The organism is Streptomyces sp. MGP-P1 (assembly GCF_057766565.1).
This window is the reverse complement of record NZ_JBYMEM010000006.1, coordinates 621,205-640,646: the sequence shown is the minus strand read 5'-3', so window position 1 is coordinate 640,646 and position 19,442 is coordinate 621,205. Positions and strand designations below refer to the sequence as shown.

Sequence of the window (19,442 nt, the reverse complement as noted above, 5' to 3'; positions counted from 1 at the left end):
GGGGCGGTGGGGGCGGTGACGTCATCGAGGGCGGTACGGCTGCGGGCGGCGGTGCGCCGTGCGCCACGTGTCCTGTACGAGGAGTTGTGGGCCGCGCCCGCCGACCGGGTGCCGCGCATGGGAGAGCCGAACGCGCCGGTGTGGCGCCCGGTGTTCCTGGTGCTGCTGGTGCTCATCGCGGTCGGCGTCACGGTGATCCGTACCGTCGAACTCACCCCGTACGGCGCTACGGTCAGCGGTTTGGCGGTTCTGGTGGCCGTCGCGCAGTCCGCGGCACTGGTGGCCGGAATGATCCGTCCGGTGGGCGCCTGGTGGGCGGCGACCGCGCTGGCGATCGTGTCGGTGCCGGCCACCGTGGCCGCCGCCCCGCCGGGCCACCCTCCGTACCCGGGGCTGGAGTTCTTGTATCCCACCCCCTTCGCGGGAGCGGCCCTGCAGGGCGGCGCCCTGTTCCTGCTGGCGCTGCGTGTCCGGCCGCGCCGCGCGGTGGCCGCGCTGGCGATCTCGCTGGCGGTGGCGCTGTCCGTCGCCCTGCGCACGCCGCCGCTGCCGCATGTGACCCCGGCCGTGGCCGTGCTCGTGTTCACCACCTCCCTCGTCCTCGGCACCGCGCTCCGCAGCCTGCGCCTGGCCCGTAAGGACCTCGTCGTCCAGGCCGAACTGACCGCCGAGGAGCGGGCCCGGCGCACCCTGCTGGAGGAGCGCAACCGGATCGCCCGCGAGCTGCACGACGTGGTCGCCCACCACATGTCCGTGATCTCCATCCAGGCGCAGGTCGCCCCGCATCTGGTGGAGCACCCCACCGAGGAGCTGCGGGAGAATCTGGCCGGCATCCGGGAGAACGCCCTGGAAGCCCTCACCGAGCTGCGCCGGGTGCTGGGCGTCCTGCGCTCGGAGGACGCCCCGTCGCAGGGTGCGCGGCACGCCCCGCAGCCGGGCCTCGACGGCCTCGACGGCCTGCTCGCCACGGTGCGCTCGGCCGGTCTCGCCGTCACCCGCTCCACGACCGGCGACCCCCGCCCCCTCCCGCCGGGCGTCGAGCTGTCCGCGTACCGCATCGTGCAGGAGGCCCTGAGCAACGTGATGCGCCACGCGCCCAGCGCGAGCGCCGAGGTGGTGATCGGCCACCGGCCCGCCGGGCTGACCGTCCGGGTCGTCAACTCGCCGCCGGACCGCCCGGCCGCGCCCTCCCCCGGCGTACGCCACGGCCTGCTCGGGATGCGCGAACGCACGGCGATGCTCGGCGGTGAGCTGGCCACCGGCCCCACGCCCGAAGGCGGCTGGGAAGTCACCGCGCTCCTGCCCACCCGCACCGAAACGACCGAGGACGCCCCATGACACCGCCCATCCGCGCCGTGATCGCCGACGACCAGATGATGGTCCGCCAAGGCTTCACGGTCCTCCTGAACGCCGAGCCGGACATCGAGGTCGTCGGGCAGGCGGTCAACGGGCTCGACGCGGTCGACAAGGTCGCCGAACTCGCGCCGGACGTCGTCCTGATGGACATCCGGATGCCGGAGCTGGGCGGTATCGAGGCGACCCGGCGGATCACCTCCCCCGAGGGCTCCACGGTGAAGGTGCTCGTGCTGACCACCTTCGATCTCGACGAGTACGTCTACGAGGCGCTGCGCGCGGGCGCTTCGGGTTTCCTGCTGAAGGACGCCTCGGCCGACGAACTGGCCCACGCGGTACGGGTGGTGGCGGCGGGCGACGCGCTGCTCTCCCCGAACATCACCAAGCGGCTCATCGTGGAGTTCTCCCGGACGGCCGGGGCCCCGCGCCCACCGCTCAAGGCGCGCGTAGGAGACCTGACGGAGCGCGAGACGGAAGTGCTGACGCTGATCGCGGGCGGCCTGTCGAACGCGGAGATCTCCCGGCAGCTCATCGTGGCGGAGCAGACGGTGAAGACCCATGTGGGCCGGATCCTGGTCAAGTTGGGCGTCCGCGACCGGACCCAGGCGGCGGTGTTCGCGTACGAGTCGGGGCTGGTGCGCCCGGCCGGGCTCTGACCTCCCGCGCCCGGCGCGGGGCCCGTTTCGTAGGATCGGCTCCGTGACGACGGGGAACGGGGCAGGGGCAGCGGGCGGCACAGCGGTGGCGCCCACCGGGATCGAGCGCGCGCTGTCCGCGGTCGTCGCGGGCGGCAGCGCCGACGCGGTCGTGGAGCTGCTCGCGCGGACCCGGCTGTACGTGCTCGTCGCCCGGCTGCACGCGGACATCCCCGGCTGGACGGCCCCCCTGCCCGCGATCCGCGACGAGGCCTCCGGGCGGACCTGCGTCCCGGTCCTGACCCAGGGCATGCTGCCGCCCTGGCACCCGGAGTGGGTGTTCCGCGGGGTGAGCCTCGGCGAGCTCGCCCGGATCTGGCCGTACGACGTGCGCCGGCTCGCGGTGAACCACGGCACCCCGTACGCGGCGATGGTCGACGCCCGGCCCAGGCGGCTGAAGGCCTGGTCGAGGGCGGACGAGCAGTCCGGCGGGGCCCAGCGGGGCGTCCTGCTCACCGACGACGGCGGGCCGCTGCACGGACCGCTCGCCCACGGGCTGGCGCTCGGCGCCCATCTGGCCGTCACAGGCGGTCTCATCTGGAACCGGCTCGGCGCCGCCTACGAGGACTACGCGGCCGACCGGGCCCGGCTGCGCAGCCCGTGGGGCATCCCGCACCGCGCCGAGTACCGCGACCGCCTCACCTCCCTGATGAGGAACCAGCTGGTCGGACGCGTACAGGAAGCCGTCCTGCGGACCCGGCACACGCTGGCGCACCGGCTGGGGCGGACGCCGACGCACGAGGAGTGGTCCGAGGCGGTGGCCCGCGCCTTCGCCGCGCGCGACGCGGACGACCGGGCGGCGGCTGACCGGTCGCTGCGTCACATCACCCTGTACGAGGCGAAATTCCGGGCCGACGGCGCACTCGCCCCGGAGGGCCGCGTCGACACCCTGGCCGCCTTCGACCTCGGCCGGGCGGTCAACGTCGTACGGCTCGCGCTCGGCGCCCGGTACGGCGAACCGCACGAGGCCGAGCAGGACGTGCTGCGGATCGGCGGACTCGCCCGAGCGGCCTACTCCTCGTGGGCGGACTTCTCCCTCGGCTACCTCATGGCCCGGGTGGTCCACCGGGCCGAGGACGACGGCCCGGAGGCGGCGGAACCCACGTACCGGCAGTCGCTCACCGAACACCGCATCCTCGTCCAGGACCCCACCAGCCCCTACCGGAACATCGCGTGGTCATGAACCCGATCCACCCGAACCACCACCCGCCTCCCTGGGCCCCCTGGGTCCCGCCGTCCGAGACCGAGCAGCTCCTCCACGAGGCTGCGCTGCGTGGCGACGCCCGGGCGCAACTGGCGGCGCTCGCCGGGGCCGAGCTGTACATCCCGGCCCCGCGCGCCGAGGTGGACGCGAAGCCGGACACCATCACCTGGCGCGCGCACCACGACCCGGCCGGATTCGTCTGCCGGCCGGTGCTCACCCGGGGCATGCTGCCTGCCTGGCATCCGGACTGGGTCTTCCACGGGGTCTCGCTGCGCTGGGCCGCCGAGTTCGGCTGGTCCGACCCGCACGTGTTCCTCGGGGTGAACGTGGGGACGCCCGGCCAGCTGCTGCTGCCGACGGGACCGACGGACCTGGCGCTGTGGCAGCGCGCGTACGCGGAGAACGACCGTCTCCCGGAGAACCGGCTGCTCGCGCTGCGCCACGGCGCGCTGCGCGGTCCGCTGGCGTACGGGCTGGCCTGCGGGGCGCACCTGGCGATCGGGAACGCGGTGCCGTGGAACGAGGTCGGCACGGTCTACCGCGAGTACACCACCGAGCGCGATCTGCTCCGCGAGTCCTGGGGCATCACCGGCCACGCGGAGTGGCGCAAGCAGCTGGACACCCTGCTGGAGGCCCGTAACAGCCCGCCGGAACCGGACTTCGTCCTGCGCACCCGCGACCAACTGGCCTCCGCACTGGGCGAGTCGCCCTCGGCCGACCTGTGGCGGGAGACCGCGGCCGGCCACGCCCAGGACCTGGGGGCGGAGCCGGGCACGGTGAAGGGCATCGAGGAGCTGGTGCGCCGGATCATGCGCTACGAGGCCCGGTTCCGCGCGGACGGGCTGCTGCCCCCGGACGGCCGGGTCCGCACGACGGTCGCGTACGACTACGGGCGGGCGGTGAATCTGGCGCGCTGGGGGTTGGCTGCGCGCTACTGCGCCCCCGCCGACGCGGAGCAGGCGATCGTCTACGCGGGGGCGCTGAGCAAGTCGGCCCACCGCTCCTGGGAGGAGTTCTCGGCGGGCTACTCGCTGGGGCGGGTGCTGCGGTTCGACGAGGAGGAGTACGGGCCGTTCTACGAGAAGAACGTCCTCGCCCACCGTCTGCTGGCGGAGAGCGAGGGCAGTCCGTGGCGTCACATCCCGTGGCGCTGAGCACGGCGTGACCCCGCGCGGGCGAAGCGGTCCGCGCCGACCAGGTGCCGGTCAGCCGTCGGCCGGATGTCGGTCAGCCGCCCGCCAGCAGGTGCCGGTAGCTGTCCGGGTTCTCCACCAGGAACTGCGCGAAGCTCTTGGCCGGGTGCCCGGTGAGCGTGGGCACCGCGTCGGAGACGGCGGCCAGCTCTCCGTTGGCGATCGCCTCGTACGAGGTGACCCAGCCGGCCACCTCCCAGTCCTCGGCCCCGTGGGCAGCCCGGGAGGCGTAGGCCTCCTCGCGGGTCTCGGGGACGTAGACGACGGGTCGCCCGGTGACCCGGCTCAGTTCGCCGGCCGCCTCGGCGAGGGTGAACGCCTCGGGTCCGGTGAGGTCGTAGACCCGGTCGTCGTGGTCCGTGCCCTCGTCCAGCAGCACGGCCGCCGCCGCGTCGGCGATGTCCTCGTGGGCGACGGCCGCCACCCGTCCGTCGCCGCCGGGCCCGCGCAGCACCCCGTCGGTCCCGGTCATCGCGGGCAGCCCCGCCAGGTACCAGTTGTCCCGCAGGAAGGTGTGGCGGACCTCGGCCGTACGGATGTGGGCCTCGGTGTCCCAGTGGTCCCGGGCGAAGGTGAACGTGGCGTCGGGCGCGGCCCCCTGGAAGGACACGTACACGATCCGCTCCACGCCCACCGCCACGGCGGCGTCGATCGCCGTGGTGTGCTCGCGCACCCGGTGGGGGCTCTCGTGGGCGGAGACCAGGAACAGCGTGTGGGCCCCGTCGAGAGCCCGGCGCATGGCCTCCGCGTCGCCGTAGCGGGCGGCGGGCGCGTGGTCGGCGCCGGGCAGGTCGGGCAGCCGGGCGGGGTCGCGGCCGAGGAGCCGTACGGGCACGCCGGTCCGGGCCAGCCGTCGGGCGACCCGGCCGCCGACCGCGCCGGTCGCTCCGGTCACCGCGATGAGGGGGCTGATCACTGGGTCTCGTCTTCCTCTCGTCGTCCTCCGTCCCAGGGCCGCACCTCCACGACCGCGCCCACCGGGAGCGGTCCGTACAGGTGCGGGAACTCCTCGCCGCCGGGCTTCATCGCCTCGTACCGGACGGGGTCGGCGAGGCGGGCGGGGTCGACGACCAGGACCACGAGGTCCCGGTCGTCGTCCCCGTACAGCATCCTTGCCACCCCGGGGAGTTGGTGGGGCAGCGAGAGATGGATGAAGCCCTCCTCCTGGAGAGTGCGGCCGCGGGTGGACATCTCGTACGTCCCTGTCCCGCGGGCCGCCTCCCAGAGAGGTGCTTCGGCCAGGTGCAGCAGCGGTTCGGTCATCGGACCACGCTAGCGGGCGGTGCTTCGTGCCTGCTAGAAGGTGCGGCGACGAGCCCTGCGCGTGGCCACGAGAACCGTGCCGCCGGCGGCGACCAGCGCGGCCGCGATGGACCCGATGATCCATTCGCCGCCCCGGGAGCCGGTGTCGGGCAGCTCACCCGGGTGGCTCGGCGAGTGCGTGGGGCGCGGCGGGTGGGCGGTGCGGGTGGGAGTCGGAGTGGGAGTGGGGTCGGTGGGGGTGGGCGTCGGGTCGGTCGGCGTCGGCGTGGGGTCCGTGGGAGTCGGAGTGGGGTCGGTCGGGGTGGGCGTCGGGTCCGTGGGAGTCGGCGTCGGATCCGTGGGAGTCGGGGTTGGGTCCGTCGGCGTCGGCGTCGGGTCCGTGGGAGTCGGGGTCGGGTCCGTGGGAGTCGGCGTCGGGTCGGTCGGCGTCGGCGTGGGGTCGGTCGGCGTGGGCGTCGGATCCGTCGGCGTCGGAGTCGGGTCGGTCGGCGTCGGCGTGGGGTCGGTCGGCGTGGGCGTCGGATCCGTCGGCGTCGGAGTCGGGTCGGTCGGCGTCGGCGTGGGGTCGGTCGGCGTGGGCGTCGGATCCGTCGGCGTCGGAGTCGGATCCGTCGGCGTCGGAGTCGGATCCGTCGGCGTCGGAGTCGGGTCCGTCGGCGTCGGAGTCGGGTCTGTCGGCGTCGGGGTTGGGTCTGTCGGCGTCGGCGTGGGATCCGTGGGAGTCGGGGTCGGGTCCGTCGGCGTCGGCGTCGGGTCCGTCGGCGTCGGCGTGGGATCCGTCGGCGTCGGGGTCGGGTCGGGCGAACAGGTCGGCAGGTCGCCGTCGAAAGGGTACGCGTGGATCTCCTGGCCGCCCGACGCGCCCGCCGAGGTGTGGGTGAGCGAACCCGCCGTGTAGAAACGGCCGTTGGTGCCGCTCATGCTGAGCACGGTGGTGCTGGTCGGCTGGCCCACCAGCACGCTGCCCTCGAACTGGGCCGGGCCGCTCATGGACAGGTCGGTGGCGTCCGGGAAGTTCCAGAGCAGGTTCTCGCGGAGGCCCTCGTTGGGGAACGAGCCCATGAACGTGGCGACGCTCCGGGTTGCGCCGTAGACGTTGACGAGGACCGTCGCGCCCTCGGGGATGCCGTTGAAGACGAATCCCGTGTTGCCGCCCGCCTCCGACTCCAGGTCCGCGTCCACGTCGAAGATCTGGATCGCGGACGAGCCGTCACCGGTGAACGTCATGACGTCGCCGACCTTCACCCACGTGCCCGTCGCCTCCCGGTGCTCGTCGCCGTCGTACGCGTAGCACTGGCTGGCCTCGGTGAGCTGCGGGCGCAGCCCGGTGAACGGGGCGGCCGCGTCCTCGTCGAAGCGCGGGGCGGTGGTGGGGTTCACCGTGCCCGTCAGCTCACCCGCGTACGCGACGCGGCCGGAGTGCGTGCCCTCCTCGGCGAGCAGGCGCTCGCCGGCGGCGACGGTCACGTCACCGCCCGCCGTCAGGTAGTCGGAGCCGTCCGGCGGCGGCACCCGCGAACCGACGCCCGCGATGCCGACGTTGTAGACCTGCGAGACCCCGTCCCGCTTGTCCATGTCGAAGCTGCCGAGGGTGACGACCTTCCCCTCCGCCTCGGCCGCCGCCTCCCGGACCAGGAAGTCCCCGCCGACGTAGACGTTGATATTGCTGTCGAAGTTGGTGACCGGACCGTTGTTGGGGTCGTTCCAGCTGGGCGGGCAGGAGCTGCCGAGGCAGGGTCCCAGTCCGCCCGGCAGCGGATCGGCACCCGCGGCCGGGGCCAGCACGCCCACCATCGCCGCGGCCGTGGCCACTGTCACTGCTGCCCGGATTGCGTTGCCGCGCCTGCGCGCCTTCTGTTCCATGCCGCGCAATATGCATGGTTAACACTTAGTCATTTTGTATGACACGCCGCTCTTGCCCCTTTGTGTAGGCCTATAGGAGGTTTCTTCGGCGCGACACGCAGGTGGCAGCGGTGCGTCAGAGGGCCAGCAGCTTCGCCTCCAGCGCGGGGTCGAGGCCGACGGCCGGGCGGTCCGGGCGCTGCGGCGCCACCCCGCCGAGGGCGCGCAGCCAGGCCCAGGTGTCCGCGACGGTCTCCCCGGCCGGGCGGCAACGCAACCCCGCGGCGTACGCCCTGGTGGGGTCGCCCCGGTGGAGCGTGTCGTACAGCTCGCCCGGCGGGAGCCAGATCGGCAGGTCGCTCCAGGGCTCGACCCCGGCGGCCAGCAGGACCTCCGGATCGGTCCAGCGCAGCTCGGCGTCGGACCCGGTGACGCGTACGCAGGCTTCCAGCAGCTCGCCCATGGTCGTGTGGCCGGGGCGGCTGACGGTGTTGTACGCGCCGTGCAGCCCGCCCGCCGCCGCGTCCAGGATCCAGTCCGCCAGGTCCCGCGCGTCGATGTACTGGAGCTCGGCCCCGGGCGGGCCGGGGGCGATCACCGGTCCGCCCCGGGCGATCCGCGCCAGCCACCAGGGCAGTCGGCCGATGTTCTCGCCGGGGCCGATGACCAGCCCGGCCCTCGCCAGCAGGGCCCGGTCGCCGAAGGCGTCGAGGACGGCCAGCTCGCCGCCGCGCTTGGCCCGGTCGTACGGCACGTCCGCGGCGTCGTCGGGCGAGGCGCCGGCCACCAGCGGGCCGTCCTCGTCGAGCCCCGGGGCGGCCGGATGGGCGTACACCGAGCGGCTGGAGACGTAACTGAAGTGCCCGGACCGGCCGGACAGCAGACGGGCGGCGTCGCGGACGGCGGCGGGCTCGCCGCTCCAGGTGTCGACGACCAGGTCCCACTCCTGCCCGCCCTCCGCCAGCGCCGCGAGTCCGCGCTCACCCGCGGTCCGGTCCCCGGTCAGCACGCGCACGCCGGGCGGTGGCGCGTGACGGCCCCGGTGGAACACGGTGACGTCCCAGCCCCGCTCCAGCGCGGCCTCGGTGACGGCCCGTCCGACGAACTCCGTACCGCCCAGCATCAGAAGCCTCATGGGACGACTCTGCCCGCCGGAAGGCGGCGGGGGAACACGAGCACGCTGTCAGCAGAACGGGGAACTCGCCGTCGCGGGGCCGGAGCGCGGGTCGGCGGGGCGCCGCCGGCGCGAGCGGAACGCCGGCGGATCAGGGTGTGCGGGCCAGCGGGGAGCGGTGGCGCAGCAGCCACTCGTGGTAGCCGCTGGCCCGGCGCGCCGCGTCGCGGTAGGCGTCCTCCAACTGCGCGTACACCACCGCGATGTCCGCCCCGGGCCGGGAGACCAGGAGCAGCCGCACCGCGAGCGGGTCCCCCAGCAGCGGGCGGATCACCATGTCGTCGCGCGGGCCCGACGTCGGCTGGCAGGGCGCGACGGCCTCGCCGAGTACGACGAGGGAGGCGGCGGTGAGGTAGTCGCCGTGCAGGACCGGCGGGTTGAGGCCGGCGGCGCCGAGCACCCGGCGCACCCCGTCCCATTCGCCGTCCACCGTCGGATCGACCATCCACGGGTCGCCCGCCAGGTCCGCGAGCTCCACCACGCGGCGGCGGGCGGCGGGGTGGTCCCGGGAGAGCGAGATGAACTGCGGCTCCCGCTCCACGAGTACGCGCTGCTCCAGGCCCTCCGGCACGGCGAGCGGGGAGCCCTCCACCTCGTGCACGAAGGCGACGTCCAGGCGGCCCGCCTCGACCGAGCCCAGGAGTGCGTGGGCGGAGACGTCGACCCGCAGCGAGATGTCGGTGCCGGGCAGGGCGACCCGCAGCCGGCGCAGCCAGCCGCCGATGACCCGGCTCGCGGTGCAGCCGATGCGCAGCCGGGATCCGCGTGGCCGGGCGGCCTCGGCCTCCGCCAGCGCCTCGGCGACCAGGTCGTTCATGCCGTCCACGAGGGGCCGGGCCCGGCTCAGGACGACCCGCCCCAGGGAGGTCGGCCGACAGCCGGTCCGTTCGCGGCGGAACAGTTCGGCGCCGAGCGTGTTCTCGATCCGCCGGAGCTGGGTGGTCAGGGAGGGCTGGCTCACACCGAGGCGTCGGGCCGCCTGGTGCAGGCTGCCCGCGTCGGCGATGGCGCAGAGCGCCCTGAGGTGCCTCACCTCCAGCTCCATGCAGCGGAGACTATGACCGCCGCGCGCCGTGCACCAGACGTCGCAACCCCACCAAACGGCGTCAATTCAGGGGGTGTTGGGCTTTGGGACATGTGGCGATGCCGTGCCCGTGACGTGAGCATGGCATGCTCAAGGGCGGCTGACGTGCGGCGCGAGAGGGGCCGGGCGGCGATACGGCGGAGCTATCGCCGTTCGACATCATCCCGCCGACTGTGCGCTGCACCACACTCTTCCCCGTACCGCCCCACGCCCTGTCCGCCCAGCGGACACCCCCACGGCGCGGGTTCGATCGGACAGGTAGGAGAAATCCCCCCATGAGTCACCTCAGGACCGCTGTCGCCACCGCCGCCGCCGGGCTCGGCCTCCTCGCCGCGCTGGGCACCGCACCCGTGGTCGCCGCCGCTCCGGCCCCTGCCGCCCCCTCCTCCACCACCATCGCCGCGTACAACGGCTCGGGCGAGAACGCCGCCGCGAACCGCGCCTTCCTCGACGCGGTCATGAAGTCCGTCGCCGAGAAGCGCGCCGCCAACCCGGGCATCAAGGCCGTCACGGTCACCTACAACGCGTCGAGCGCGCCGTCCTTCCGCGGCGAGATAGCCAACAGCACGCAAATCTGGAACAGCTCGGTCTCCAACGTCCAGCTCCAGGAAGGCTCCAACGCCGACTTCACCTACCGCGAGGGCAACGACCCCCGGGGCTCCTACGCGAGCACCGACGGGCACGGTCGCGGGTACATCTTCCTGGACTACGCCCAGAACCAGCAGTACGACTCGACCCGGGTCACCACGCACGAGACCGGGCATGTGCTCGGCCTGCCGGACAACTACTCCGGACCGTGCAGCGAGTTGATGTCCGGCGGCGGCCCCGGCCCGTCCTGCACCAACGCCAACCCGGACGCCGACGAGCGCGCCCGGGTGAACCAGCTGTGGCAGAACGGCCTGGCCGCGCTCGCCCGCTCCGCCTCCTGACACCGGTCGCACCGGTCGCACCGGCAGTCCGGCAGTCCGGCAGTCCGGCAGTCCGGCAGTCCGGCAGTCCGGCAGTCCGGCAGTCCGGCAGTCCGGCGGAGAACGGCCGGTCCTGTGTCCCGGGACCGGCCGGCACCCCCCACACGACAGAGGACTGTTCCGGGCGCGGAACGGTCCTCTGCGCGGTCCGCGCCCGTGCCGGTCCGGCCGGCCGGCCGGGCCGTGCGCACCCGTGTGGCGGTCAGGCGTCGAACTCGCCGCGGACGAGGGTCAGCAGTTCGTCCTCGGTCATGCCGAGGTCCCGGGCGTCCGCGACGGCTTCGCGGACGCGCTCCAGCAGCCGGGCCCGCTGCGGCGAGGCGCCCTCGGTGATCGCCGCGCCCCGGCCGCGGCGGAGCTCGATGAGCCCTTCCTCGCGCAGCCTTTGGTAGCCGCGCAGCACCGTGTGGACGTTCACGCCGAGGGATTCGGCGAGCACCCGGGCGGCGGGCAGCCGCTCGCCCGGGGCCACCGCGCCCTCGGCGACCGCACGCCGGACCGAGGCGGCGATCTGGTCGCCGAGCGGGGCGGTGGAGGTCGGATCGACCCGGAAGAGCATGGTCAGCGCCCCGTCCGCTGCCGGTCGAGCAGGGTGTTGAGCAGGGCCGCGCCGGTGGCCGAGTCGTCGACGGTCACGGCGAACTCGCGGCCGCTCGTCAGGCTGACCACGATGGCCTCGCCCGATCGGGTGATGACGCCGCTGCGCTCGGGGCGGATGCGATAACCCCAACCGCCGTACTCCGCGAGCGCGTTGACGCGGCGACTGTCCGCTCCCGCCATCCGCTCCAGCGGCACCCGCACCCGGGGCCGGGGCAGCAGACCGGAGACGGTCAGTCCCCGCCGGTCCACGGTGACGTGGGGGTGGCAGAAGGTGACAGCCACCAGGGCGAGGAGAAGGAGCGGGCCCCCGATGAACCAGCTCTGCTCCAGGCCGACGGTGACACCCGCCGCCAGGAACACCAGCACGGCGATCGGCACCCACCACGCGCCGATCCCGCGCGCCCAGCCGGCCACCTCGCCGTCGGCGAGCGCGATCCGCTCCCGGCCCACCGGGTCCCGGTCGCGGGGGTCGTCGGGTGCGGGGGCGAGCCGGGACGCCGACAGACCGAGGGCTCCGGCGAGGACGGCCGCCCCGAGGGCCACGACGACGTGCAGGAGCGGGAAGCCGTCCGCCGGTCCGCCGTCGGAGGCGTCCACGTTGACGAACAGGACGGCGACCAACAGGTATCCGAGGAACCCGGCGACGGCGAAGCCCCCGCCGATGAACCACCGGTGGGCACGGCCGTGGAGCTTGCCGTTGACCGCGATGAAGGCCCACAGCGCGCCGAGCACGAGCAGCGATGTGGCGGTGTAGAGGAGATGGGCGGTGACGCCCATGTAGCCGTCGGCGGAGCCGCCGGCGTCGAAGTGGACGGCCAGCCGATCGGGCAGCCGGTCCTTGACGGTGAGGTGGACGACGAGGTCGACGAGGAGAGCGAGCACAAAGGGCAGGGCCGCGAGCGTCGCGCGGCCAAGGTTCTTGCTTGTCATGGAAAACCTCCGTTGTTCGCATGTTAGTAGAACAATCAGGCGAGAGCAACGGGGGACGTGCGTCCGCCCCGTACCGGGATGCGGAACAGCGCGGGGCTGTGTGGCGAACGGGGGGGGGACCCGGTCGGACTTCCTCAGCGGCGCCCCGCGGTCGGCCGACCGCGGGAGGTGACGCGGACCGGGTGGACCTACGCGTGCACGTCTGTGAGGTGCGTCGCCGATCGGACCAGGTCGGGGTCGGCCGTGGCCGGTCGCGGGCGCCCGGCGGCCGGTGTCACGCGGGGCAGTGCCGCGTCCCGAGCCAGGAGGCACTCTTCAAGGAAGCCCATCGCCCTGAGGTGGTAGGTGCGGGCCGCCCAGCCGAGGCTGATGTTGTGGCCGGCATCCGGCTGGTGGTCGACCGTCACCTTCGTTCCGGACAGCGGTGCCTTGAGCATCGCCACGGCCTCTTCGTCGAAGCGCCACCACTGTTCCTGCTCGGCGAAGGTGAATCTGACCGGGACCGTGACCAGTGCGGCGATGCCCGGGTACAGGCGGGGCCACAAGGGGCCTTCGCTCGCTTCCAGGCCGGGCACCGGCGACACCAGCGCCCGGCCGAGCCGGAACGCGTCCGGCGGGTAGAACCGCAGGGGCCCCCAGTGCCGGCGCCAGTCTCCGTGACCGTCCGGTCCGGGCAGTTGGCGCGCGTCGACGGCCAGGGTGCTGCCGAGCCCGGATATGTCCAGGCCCACGAGAGGCACGGCCACCGGCTCCATGGCGGCCTCGGCCGCCGCAGCCAGGGCCAGCTTGCCCCCGTTGGAGTGCGCCACGGGGAAGAAACCGGCACCGGTGTCGTGGGTGCCCGCGAAGTCGCCGAGCGCGGCGTGCAGCGTGGCCGCCTGCTGGAGGACCGTCTGCCCCTCGGGGAGATACGAGGTGGACGCTCCGTATCCGGGCCGGTCCACGGCCAGGACGGAGTAGCCGAGCCTGACGCCCAGATCGAGCAGGGAGAGGCCGGGTCTGGCCCGGCTGTCGAAGTAGCCGGCGCTCATGCCACCGCCGTGGATGGCCACCACCACGGCGCGCGGCGGACCCGCCGGTTCGGCGAGCAGGGCGGACATCGGGACGCCCGCGGCGTCGAGCGTGACCTTCTGGATCTCCGGGGCGTCAGACATGTCTGTCGCCCCCCAGGATCCCCGTACGCCCGTCGGCGGGACGGGATCCCCGTACCGGGCGGTCCTCACCTCTGCCCACGACGACGGCGACACCCCATGCGAGGCGTCGTCGGACCAGCCTGCCGAAGGGAGGCACGTGTACCTGTCCGGGCTGGGTCGGTGCTTTGTCAGCGATCGAAAGCATGGTTTCTCCCTCGGCCGAGCGGTTACCTCGAAGCGGCCGGTCGGACGGTGGGGCCAGGAGGCGCGGCAGGAGCGCGCCGCTCCGGTTCTGGTCAGCCGGCGACGGTCCAGGTGTCGTTGCCGGCGAGGAGTGTGGCGAGATCGCCCTTGCCGTGCTGGTCGACGGCGGCGTCGAGCTGGTCGGACATCTGGGTGTCGTAGACCGGCCGGTCGGTGGAGCGGAACACGCCGATGGGGGTGAGGTGGAGGGTGTCCGGGTCGGCGAGCCGGGACAGGGCGAAGGCGGCGGCCGGGGACGGGGCGTGGGCGTCGTGGACGACGACACGGTCCCGGTTGGCGTCGGTGACGGGGACGGCCTCGAGCTCTCCGGTGCGGGGGTCGCGGACGACGCCCTTGGTGCCGCCGGCGCCGAAGACGATGGGCCGGCCGTGTTCCAGGCGGATCACCGCCTCCTCGGCCCGCTGCTTGTCCTTCAGCACATCGAAGGCGCCGTCGTTGAAGATGTTGCAGTTCTGGTAGATCTCCACCAGTGCCGTGCCGTCATGGGCCGCGGCCTGCCGCAGTACCTCGGTGAGGTGCTTACGGTCCGAGTCCACCGTCCGCGCCACGAAACTGGCCTCGGCGCCGAGGGCGAGGGAGACGGGGTTGAACGGCGCGTCCAGAGAGCCCATCGGTGTCGACTTGGTGACCTTCCCGACCTCCGAGGTCGGGGAGTACTGGCCCTTGGTCAGACCGTAGATCCGGTTGTTGAACAGCAGGATCTTCAGGTTCACGTTCCGACGCAGCGCGTGAATGAGGTGATTGCCGCCGATCGACAGCGCGTCCCCGTCACCCGTGACCACCCATACGCTCAGATCCCGCCGGGAAGAGGCCAGTCCGGTCGCGATGGCGGGAGCACGGCCATGGATGGAATGCATCCCGTACGTGTTCATGTAGTACGGAAAACGGGAGCTGCACCCGATGCCGGAGACGAACACGATGTTCTCGCGGGCCAGCCCGAGCTCGGGCATGAACCCCTGCACGGCTGCCAGAACCGCGTAGTCACCGCACCCCGGGCACCAGCGCACTTCCTGGTCGGACTTGAAGTCCTTCATGGACTGCTCGGCCTGGGCCCTGGGCACCAGCGAAAGCGCTTCGACCGGGCCGGTGTTCTCCGTGATCGTGTCAGCCATCGAGGGCCTCCTTGAGGACCGTGGCGAGCTGCTCGGACTTGAAGGGCATGCCGTTGACCTGGGTGTGGCTGAGGGCGTCGATCAGGTACGTGGCCCGCAGCAGGGTGGCGAGCTGGCCGAGGTTCATCTCCGGCACGACCACCTTGTCGTAGCGCTTCAGGAGCTCGCCCAGATTCCGTGGGAACGGGTTGAGGTGCCGCAGATGCGCCTGCGCGACGGACTCACCGGCCGCCCGCAGCCGACGCACCGCGGCGGTGATCGGCCCGTAGGAGGAGCCCCAGCCGAGCACCAGGAGCGAGGCGTTCCCCGTGGGGTCGTCGACATCCAGGTCCGGGACATCGATGCCGTCGATCTTGGCCTGGCGGGTGCGGACCATGAAGTCGTGGTTGGCCGGGTCGTAGGAGATGTTGCCCGTGCCGTCCTGCTTCTCGATGCCGCCGATCCGGTGCTCCAGGCCCGGTGTGCCCGGCACCGCCCACGGCCGCGCAAGGGTTTCCGGATCGCGCTTGTACGGCCAGAACACCTCGCTGCCGTCGTCCAGCGTGTGATTGGGGCCGCTCGCGAACTCCGTACGTAGATAAGGGAGTTCTTCCGCGTGCGGGATCCGCCACGGCTCCGAGCCGTTCGCCAGATACCCGTCCGACAGCAGGAACACCGGCGTCCGGTAGGTGAGCGCGATCCGCGCCGCCTCCAGGGCTGCGTCGAAACAGTCCGCGGGGGTCTTCGGGGCGACGATCGGCACCGGCGCCTCGCCGTTGCGGCCGTACATCGCCTGCAGCAGATCCGCCTGCTCCGTCTTCGTCGGCAGACCGGTCGACGGCCCGCCCCGCTGGATGTCCACCACCAGCAACGGCAGCTCCAGCGACACCGCCAGGCCGATCGTCTCCGACTTGAGCGCCACCCCCGGCCCCGACGTCGTCGTCACCGCCAGGCTGCCGCCGAACGCCGCCCCGAGCGCCGCACCGATCCCGGCGATCTCGTCCTCCGCCTGGAACGTCCGCACCCCAAAATTCTTGTGCTTCGACAACTCATGCAGAATGTCCGACGCCGGGGTGATCGGATACGAGCCCAGATACAACGGCAGATCCGCCTGCCGGGACGCCGCCACCAGGCCGTAGGACAGGGCCAGATTGCCGGAGATGCTCCGGTAGGTGCCGGCCGGGAACGCCGCCGCCGGCCGCACCTCGTAGGAGACGGCGAAATCCTCCGTCGTCTCCCCGAAATTCCAGCCCGCCCGGAAAGCCGCGATATTCGCCGCCGCGATCTCCGGCCTGCGCGCGAACTTCTCCCGTAGGAAACTCTCCGTTCCCTCGGTCGGCCGGTGATACATCCACGACAACAGCCCCAGGGCGAACATGTTCTTCGACCGGCCCGCGTCCTTCCGCGACAGGTCGAACCCCTTCAACGCTTCCACCACCAGCGTCGTCAACGGCACCCCGTGCACGCTAAACCCGTCCAGGGACCCGTCCTCCAGGGGCGAGGCCGCGTAGCCCACCTTCTGCATCGCCCGCTTCGTGAACTCGTCCGTGTTCACGATGATCTCCGCACCACGCGGCACATCGCCGATATTCGCCCGCAACGCCGCCGGGTTCATCGCCACCAGCACATCCGGCGCGTCCCCCGGCGTCAGAATGTCATGATCCGCAAAATGCACCTGGAAACTCGACACCCCGGGCAACGTCCCGGCAGGCGCACGAATTTCCGCGGGAAAATTCGGCAACGTCGACAGATCGTTACCGAACGACGCCGTCTCCGACGTAAAGCGATCGCCTGCCAACTGCATACCATCACCCGAGTCACCCGCAAAACGAATGACCACCCGGTCCAGACGGCGCACTTCCTTGGTCACTGTGACGACGGCCACCACATTCTCCTTTGTTGACGGGTATGTCGAAGACGGCACGCTCACGTTCTTCGTTCTTCGCACGGGCCGCGACGTCGCGGCGGAGCGGGAGTTCGGTGTCGGAGGTGCGGCGGTCCGCCTCAGGGCGACCCCGGTCGGTTCCGCCGGCCCGTCGTCGCGACCATGCGGCTCCGGTCAGTCGGTGCCCCGAAAGATGCACCGGTCGGGCACGTCTTCTTCCTCGCCCGCGAGAAGGACGGGCGGGCCGTGCTCGAGTGCCGGCGCCTCGTGAACGGTCTCTGCGCGCTCCATGACATCGGCTTCCATCGTGTCCTTCTCTCGAGGAGTTCGGGCCTTCCCCACTCGTCGGGCCCCGGGAAAGTGAAGCGCGGGTGCGCCCCGGAAGTTCGGGCACACCCGCGCGGCAGGCAGAGCGGAAGTCGTTCTCAGACCGTGCTGACCGGGCCCTCCAGAGCCGTCCGGAAGGTTTCCTCCGGCTGCGCCCCGCTGATGGTCCGGCCGGTGTCGAAGTGGAACCGCGGTACGGAGGTGACACCGGCCCGTCGGACCTCCGCGAGCCGGGCCCGCAGTTCCTCCGCGCCGCCCGTCGCGGGCTCGACGCCGGTCTCGGCGGCCAGGTGGCGCAGTGTGTCCGCGTCGCCGATGTCCAGCCCGTCCGTCAGGTAGGCGCGGAAGAGCCGCTCCGCCATCGGCTCGCCTCGGCCCTGCGCGGACGCCGCGGCGAGCAGCCGGTGCGCTTCGAACGTGTTGACGTGGACGGCCCTGTCGAAGTGGGCTTCGATGCCGTCCGCGGCGCCGAAGGAGGTGTCGGCGGCGATGGTTCGGGCCTCCTCCTCGCCGAACACCTCCTTGTGCACGTCGTACAACGGCCTGCCTTCGGCCGGTGCGTTGGGTACGACCTGGAAGGGACGGAAGGCGACGCGCACCTCGCCGCCCCGGTCGCGGTAGCGCCGGGCAGCCCGGGACAGACGGGCGAAGCCCACGTAGGAATGGGCGCACATGAGGTCGAGTACGAACTCGACACGGCGTGTGGGAAGCGTGTTCGTGGTCATGAGGGGACTCTCCGACGTGAAGTGCGAGGTCGAGCGGGCACCCGCTCGCGGCCGGGTCGGACCGGCACCGGCCGCGAGCGGGCGTCGGGGTGGCTCAGGCGGTCTTGACGCCCTTGTCGCCGGTGTCGCTGTCGCCGGCGCCGCTGTCGGCGTCGTCCGCGTCCACGTCGACGGCGGCCGTCTCCCGCAGCGGGACCTCCTTGACCACGGCGGAGACGACCAACGCGACCAGGGCGAGACCGGCCGAGAGGAGGAACACGCTGCCGGTGCCGTCGGCAGCGGCCTCCTGGTACACGCGCTGTACGCTCGCGGGCAGTTCGGCGAGCTTCGCCGGGTCGATCTGCGGCTTGCCCTCGCCGACGTGCGTGCCGCCGCCGAGGCCGTTCAGGGCGTCACCGATCGTGGTGGCGAAGACGGCGCCCATGACGGAGATGCCGATCGAGCCGCCGATCGTACGGGACAGGGTGGCGGTCGACGCGGCGACGCCCAGGTCCTTGGCCTCGACGCTCTGGATGGAGACGAGGATCGCCGTCTGCATCATGCAGGCCGTGCCGGCGCCCACCAGGACCATGGCGGTGCCGGAGTAGAGCGAGGAGGTGTCGGTGGTCAAGCGGGCGAGCATCAGCATGCCCGCGGCCGACAGCGCTCCGCCCGCGACCATGACCCCCTTGTAGCGTCCGGTGGCCGTGATGAGGCGGCCCACCGTCATGTTGGTGGCCATCATGGCGATGAAGGTCGGCAGCAGCAGCAGGCCGGCGTTGCTCGCCGACGCGCCCCCGGCGACCTGCAGGAACAGCGGCAGGAAGGTCATGAGGCCGAACATCAGGGCACCCACGAGCAGGCCGTTGACCTGGACGAGGGAGAAGTTCGCGTTGCGGAACAGTCCGAGCGGCAGCACCGGCTCCTGCGCGACGCGCTCGACGAGGACGAAGCAGACCGAGGCGATGGCGCCCGCGCCGATCAGACCGAGGATCACACCGGAGGACCAGGAGTACTCGGTGCCGCCCCAGGCGCTGACGAGGACGACGGCGCTGATGGCCAGGGTGAGCAGCATCACGCCGGGGTAGTCGATACGGGCCTGGGAGCGGTGCTTGGGCAGCTTCAGGACGGAGCTGACCATGAACAGGGCGAGCAACCCGAGGGGAACGTTGATGTAGAAGCACCAGCGCCAGCCCAGGGTGTCGGTGACCAGCCCGCCCACGAGCGGTCCTGCGGCCATCGTGACACCCATGGCGGCGGCCACCAGGCCCTGGTAGCGGCCCTGTTCACGGGGCGGCACCACCGTGCTGATGATGGCGAGGGCGCCGACCATCAGGCCGCCCGCGCCGAGGCCCTGCACGCCGCGGAAGGCGATGAGCTGCCCCATGGTCTGGGACAGGCCCGCCAGTACGGAGCCGATGAGGAACACCACGATGGAGGTGAGGTACATGCCCTTGCGGCCGTACATGTCGCCCAGCTTGCCCCACACGGGTGTGGAGACGGCGCTGGCCAGGGCGTACGCGGTGACGACCCAGCTCAGCTGGTCGAGGCCGCCCAGCTCCCCCACGATGGTGGCCATCGCCGTGCCGAGGACGAGGTTGTCCAGCGTCGCCAGCATCATCGCTATCAGCACCGAGCCGACGATGACGTAGAGCTTGCGGATCTGTGCCTTGTTCAGGCGGGCATCGGTCGGGGTCGCTTCTTCGGACATCTTTCACCTCGGGTGGGTCAT

General features: G+C 72.4%; 18 protein-coding genes. 5 read left to right on the top strand and 13 right to left on the bottom strand.

Features of this window, described 5'->3' with window-relative positions:
- Positions 1-6: 6 nt before the first annotated feature.
- From AC3CH1_RS18640 to AC3CH1_RS18625, 4 genes are read left to right on the top strand one after another with little or no spacing between them, the layout of a single operon-like run.
- Positions 7-1,338 (top strand): sensor histidine kinase, encoded by a 1,332-nt coding sequence (locus AC3CH1_RS18640; protein WP_488464436.1) that lies wholly within the window; start codon positions 7-9, stop codon positions 1,336-1,338.
- Positions 1,335-2,009 carry a response regulator gene (locus AC3CH1_RS18635; protein ID WP_488463971.1) on the top strand — a complete coding sequence of 225 codons (675 nt, stop codon included), beginning with the start codon at positions 1,335-1,337 and terminating at the stop codon, positions 2,007-2,009. Before AC3CH1_RS18640 ends, AC3CH1_RS18635 begins: the two co-directional genes overlap by 4 nt.
- A gap of 43 nt (positions 2,010-2,052) precedes the next feature.
- The gene (locus AC3CH1_RS18630) at positions 2,053-3,231 is read left to right on the top strand and encodes a DUF1266 domain-containing protein (RefSeq protein ID WP_488463970.1); all 1,179 of its coding nucleotides are present in this window, start codon (positions 2,053-2,055) and stop codon (positions 3,229-3,231) included.
- Positions 3,228-4,406 carry a DUF1266 domain-containing protein gene (locus tag AC3CH1_RS18625; RefSeq protein WP_488463969.1) on the top strand — a complete coding sequence of 393 codons (1,179 nt, stop codon included), beginning with the start codon at positions 3,228-3,230 and terminating at the stop codon, positions 4,404-4,406. The genes AC3CH1_RS18630 and AC3CH1_RS18625 overlap by 4 nt, the downstream gene beginning before the upstream one ends.
- A 73-nt stretch (positions 4,407-4,479) precedes the next feature.
- Here AC3CH1_RS18625 and AC3CH1_RS18620 read toward each other — a convergent pair whose 3' ends face one another.
- The 5 genes from AC3CH1_RS18620 to AC3CH1_RS18600 all read right to left on the bottom strand — a co-directional run bounded on the left by AC3CH1_RS18620 (position 4,480) and on the right by AC3CH1_RS18600 (position 9,769).
- Complete coding sequence (locus tag AC3CH1_RS18620) at positions 4,480-5,361, bottom strand: SDR family oxidoreductase (RefSeq protein ID WP_488463968.1); 882 nt, start codon at positions 5,359-5,361, stop codon at positions 4,480-4,482.
- Entirely contained in the window at positions 5,358-5,708 is a 351-nt protein-coding gene (locus tag AC3CH1_RS18615) for a DUF952 domain-containing protein (RefSeq protein WP_488463967.1), read from the bottom strand. The genes AC3CH1_RS18620 and AC3CH1_RS18615 overlap by 4 nt, the downstream gene beginning before the upstream one ends.
- Positions 5,709-5,741: 33 nt before the next feature.
- The gene (locus AC3CH1_RS18610; RefSeq protein WP_488463966.1) at positions 5,742-7,571 is read right to left on the bottom strand and encodes a choice-of-anchor A family protein; all 1,830 of its coding nucleotides are present in this window, start codon (positions 7,569-7,571) and stop codon (positions 5,742-5,744) included.
- Positions 7,572-7,686: 115 nt separating this feature from the next.
- On the bottom strand, positions 7,687-8,685 hold the full coding sequence (locus AC3CH1_RS18605) for an NAD-dependent epimerase/dehydratase family protein (protein ID WP_488463965.1): 999 nt from the start codon (positions 8,683-8,685) through the stop codon (positions 7,687-7,689).
- A 130-nt stretch (positions 8,686-8,815) separates the two neighbouring features.
- On the bottom strand, positions 8,816-9,769 hold the full coding sequence (locus tag AC3CH1_RS18600) for a LysR family transcriptional regulator (protein ID WP_488463964.1): 954 nt from the start codon (positions 9,767-9,769) through the stop codon (positions 8,816-8,818).
- A gap of 314 nt (positions 9,770-10,083) precedes the next feature.
- Here AC3CH1_RS18600 and snpA point away from each other — a divergent pair, with 314 nt between their 5' ends.
- Positions 10,084-10,737 (top strand): snapalysin, encoded by a 654-nt coding sequence (gene snpA, locus AC3CH1_RS18595; protein WP_488463963.1) that lies wholly within the window; start codon positions 10,084-10,086, stop codon positions 10,735-10,737.
- 241 nt (positions 10,738-10,978) lie between these two features.
- Here snpA and AC3CH1_RS18590 read toward each other — a convergent pair whose 3' ends face one another.
- The 8 genes from AC3CH1_RS18590 to AC3CH1_RS18555 form a co-directional block, all read right to left on the bottom strand.
- Entirely contained in the window at positions 10,979-11,335 is a 357-nt protein-coding gene (locus tag AC3CH1_RS18590; protein WP_488463962.1) for a GntR family transcriptional regulator, read from the bottom strand.
- 2 nt (positions 11,336-11,337) lie between these two features.
- Complete coding sequence (locus AC3CH1_RS18585; RefSeq protein ID WP_488463961.1) at positions 11,338-12,306, bottom strand: DUF1648 domain-containing protein; 969 nt, start codon at positions 12,304-12,306, stop codon at positions 11,338-11,340.
- Between the two features lie 188 nt (positions 12,307-12,494).
- Positions 12,495-13,460 carry an alpha/beta hydrolase gene (locus tag AC3CH1_RS18580; RefSeq protein ID WP_488463960.1) on the bottom strand — a complete coding sequence of 322 codons (966 nt, stop codon included), beginning with the start codon at positions 13,458-13,460 and terminating at the stop codon, positions 12,495-12,497.
- 275 nt (positions 13,461-13,735) lie between these two features.
- Positions 13,736-14,815 carry a 2-oxoacid:ferredoxin oxidoreductase subunit beta gene (locus tag AC3CH1_RS18575; RefSeq protein WP_488463959.1) on the bottom strand — a complete coding sequence of 360 codons (1,080 nt, stop codon included), beginning with the start codon at positions 14,813-14,815 and terminating at the stop codon, positions 13,736-13,738.
- Positions 14,808-16,718 (bottom strand): 2-oxoacid:acceptor oxidoreductase subunit alpha, encoded by a 1,911-nt coding sequence (locus AC3CH1_RS18570; RefSeq protein WP_488464435.1) that lies wholly within the window; start codon positions 16,716-16,718, stop codon positions 14,808-14,810. The genes AC3CH1_RS18575 and AC3CH1_RS18570 overlap by 8 nt, the downstream gene beginning before the upstream one ends.
- Positions 16,719-16,853: 135 nt before the next feature.
- Positions 16,854-16,985, bottom strand: a complete 132-nt coding sequence (locus tag AC3CH1_RS18565) for a hypothetical protein (protein ID WP_488463958.1) — start codon at positions 16,983-16,985, stop codon at positions 16,854-16,856.
- Between the two features lie 119 nt (positions 16,986-17,104).
- A complete protein-coding gene (locus AC3CH1_RS18560) occupies positions 17,105-17,731 on the bottom strand; it encodes a DsbA family oxidoreductase (protein WP_488463957.1) in 627 nt (208 codons plus the stop codon).
- Between the two features lie 94 nt (positions 17,732-17,825).
- Positions 17,826-19,421, bottom strand: coding sequence for an MDR family MFS transporter (locus AC3CH1_RS18555; protein WP_488463956.1), 1,596 nt, complete (start codon positions 19,419-19,421; stop codon positions 17,826-17,828).
- Positions 19,422-19,442: the final 21 nt, after the last annotated feature.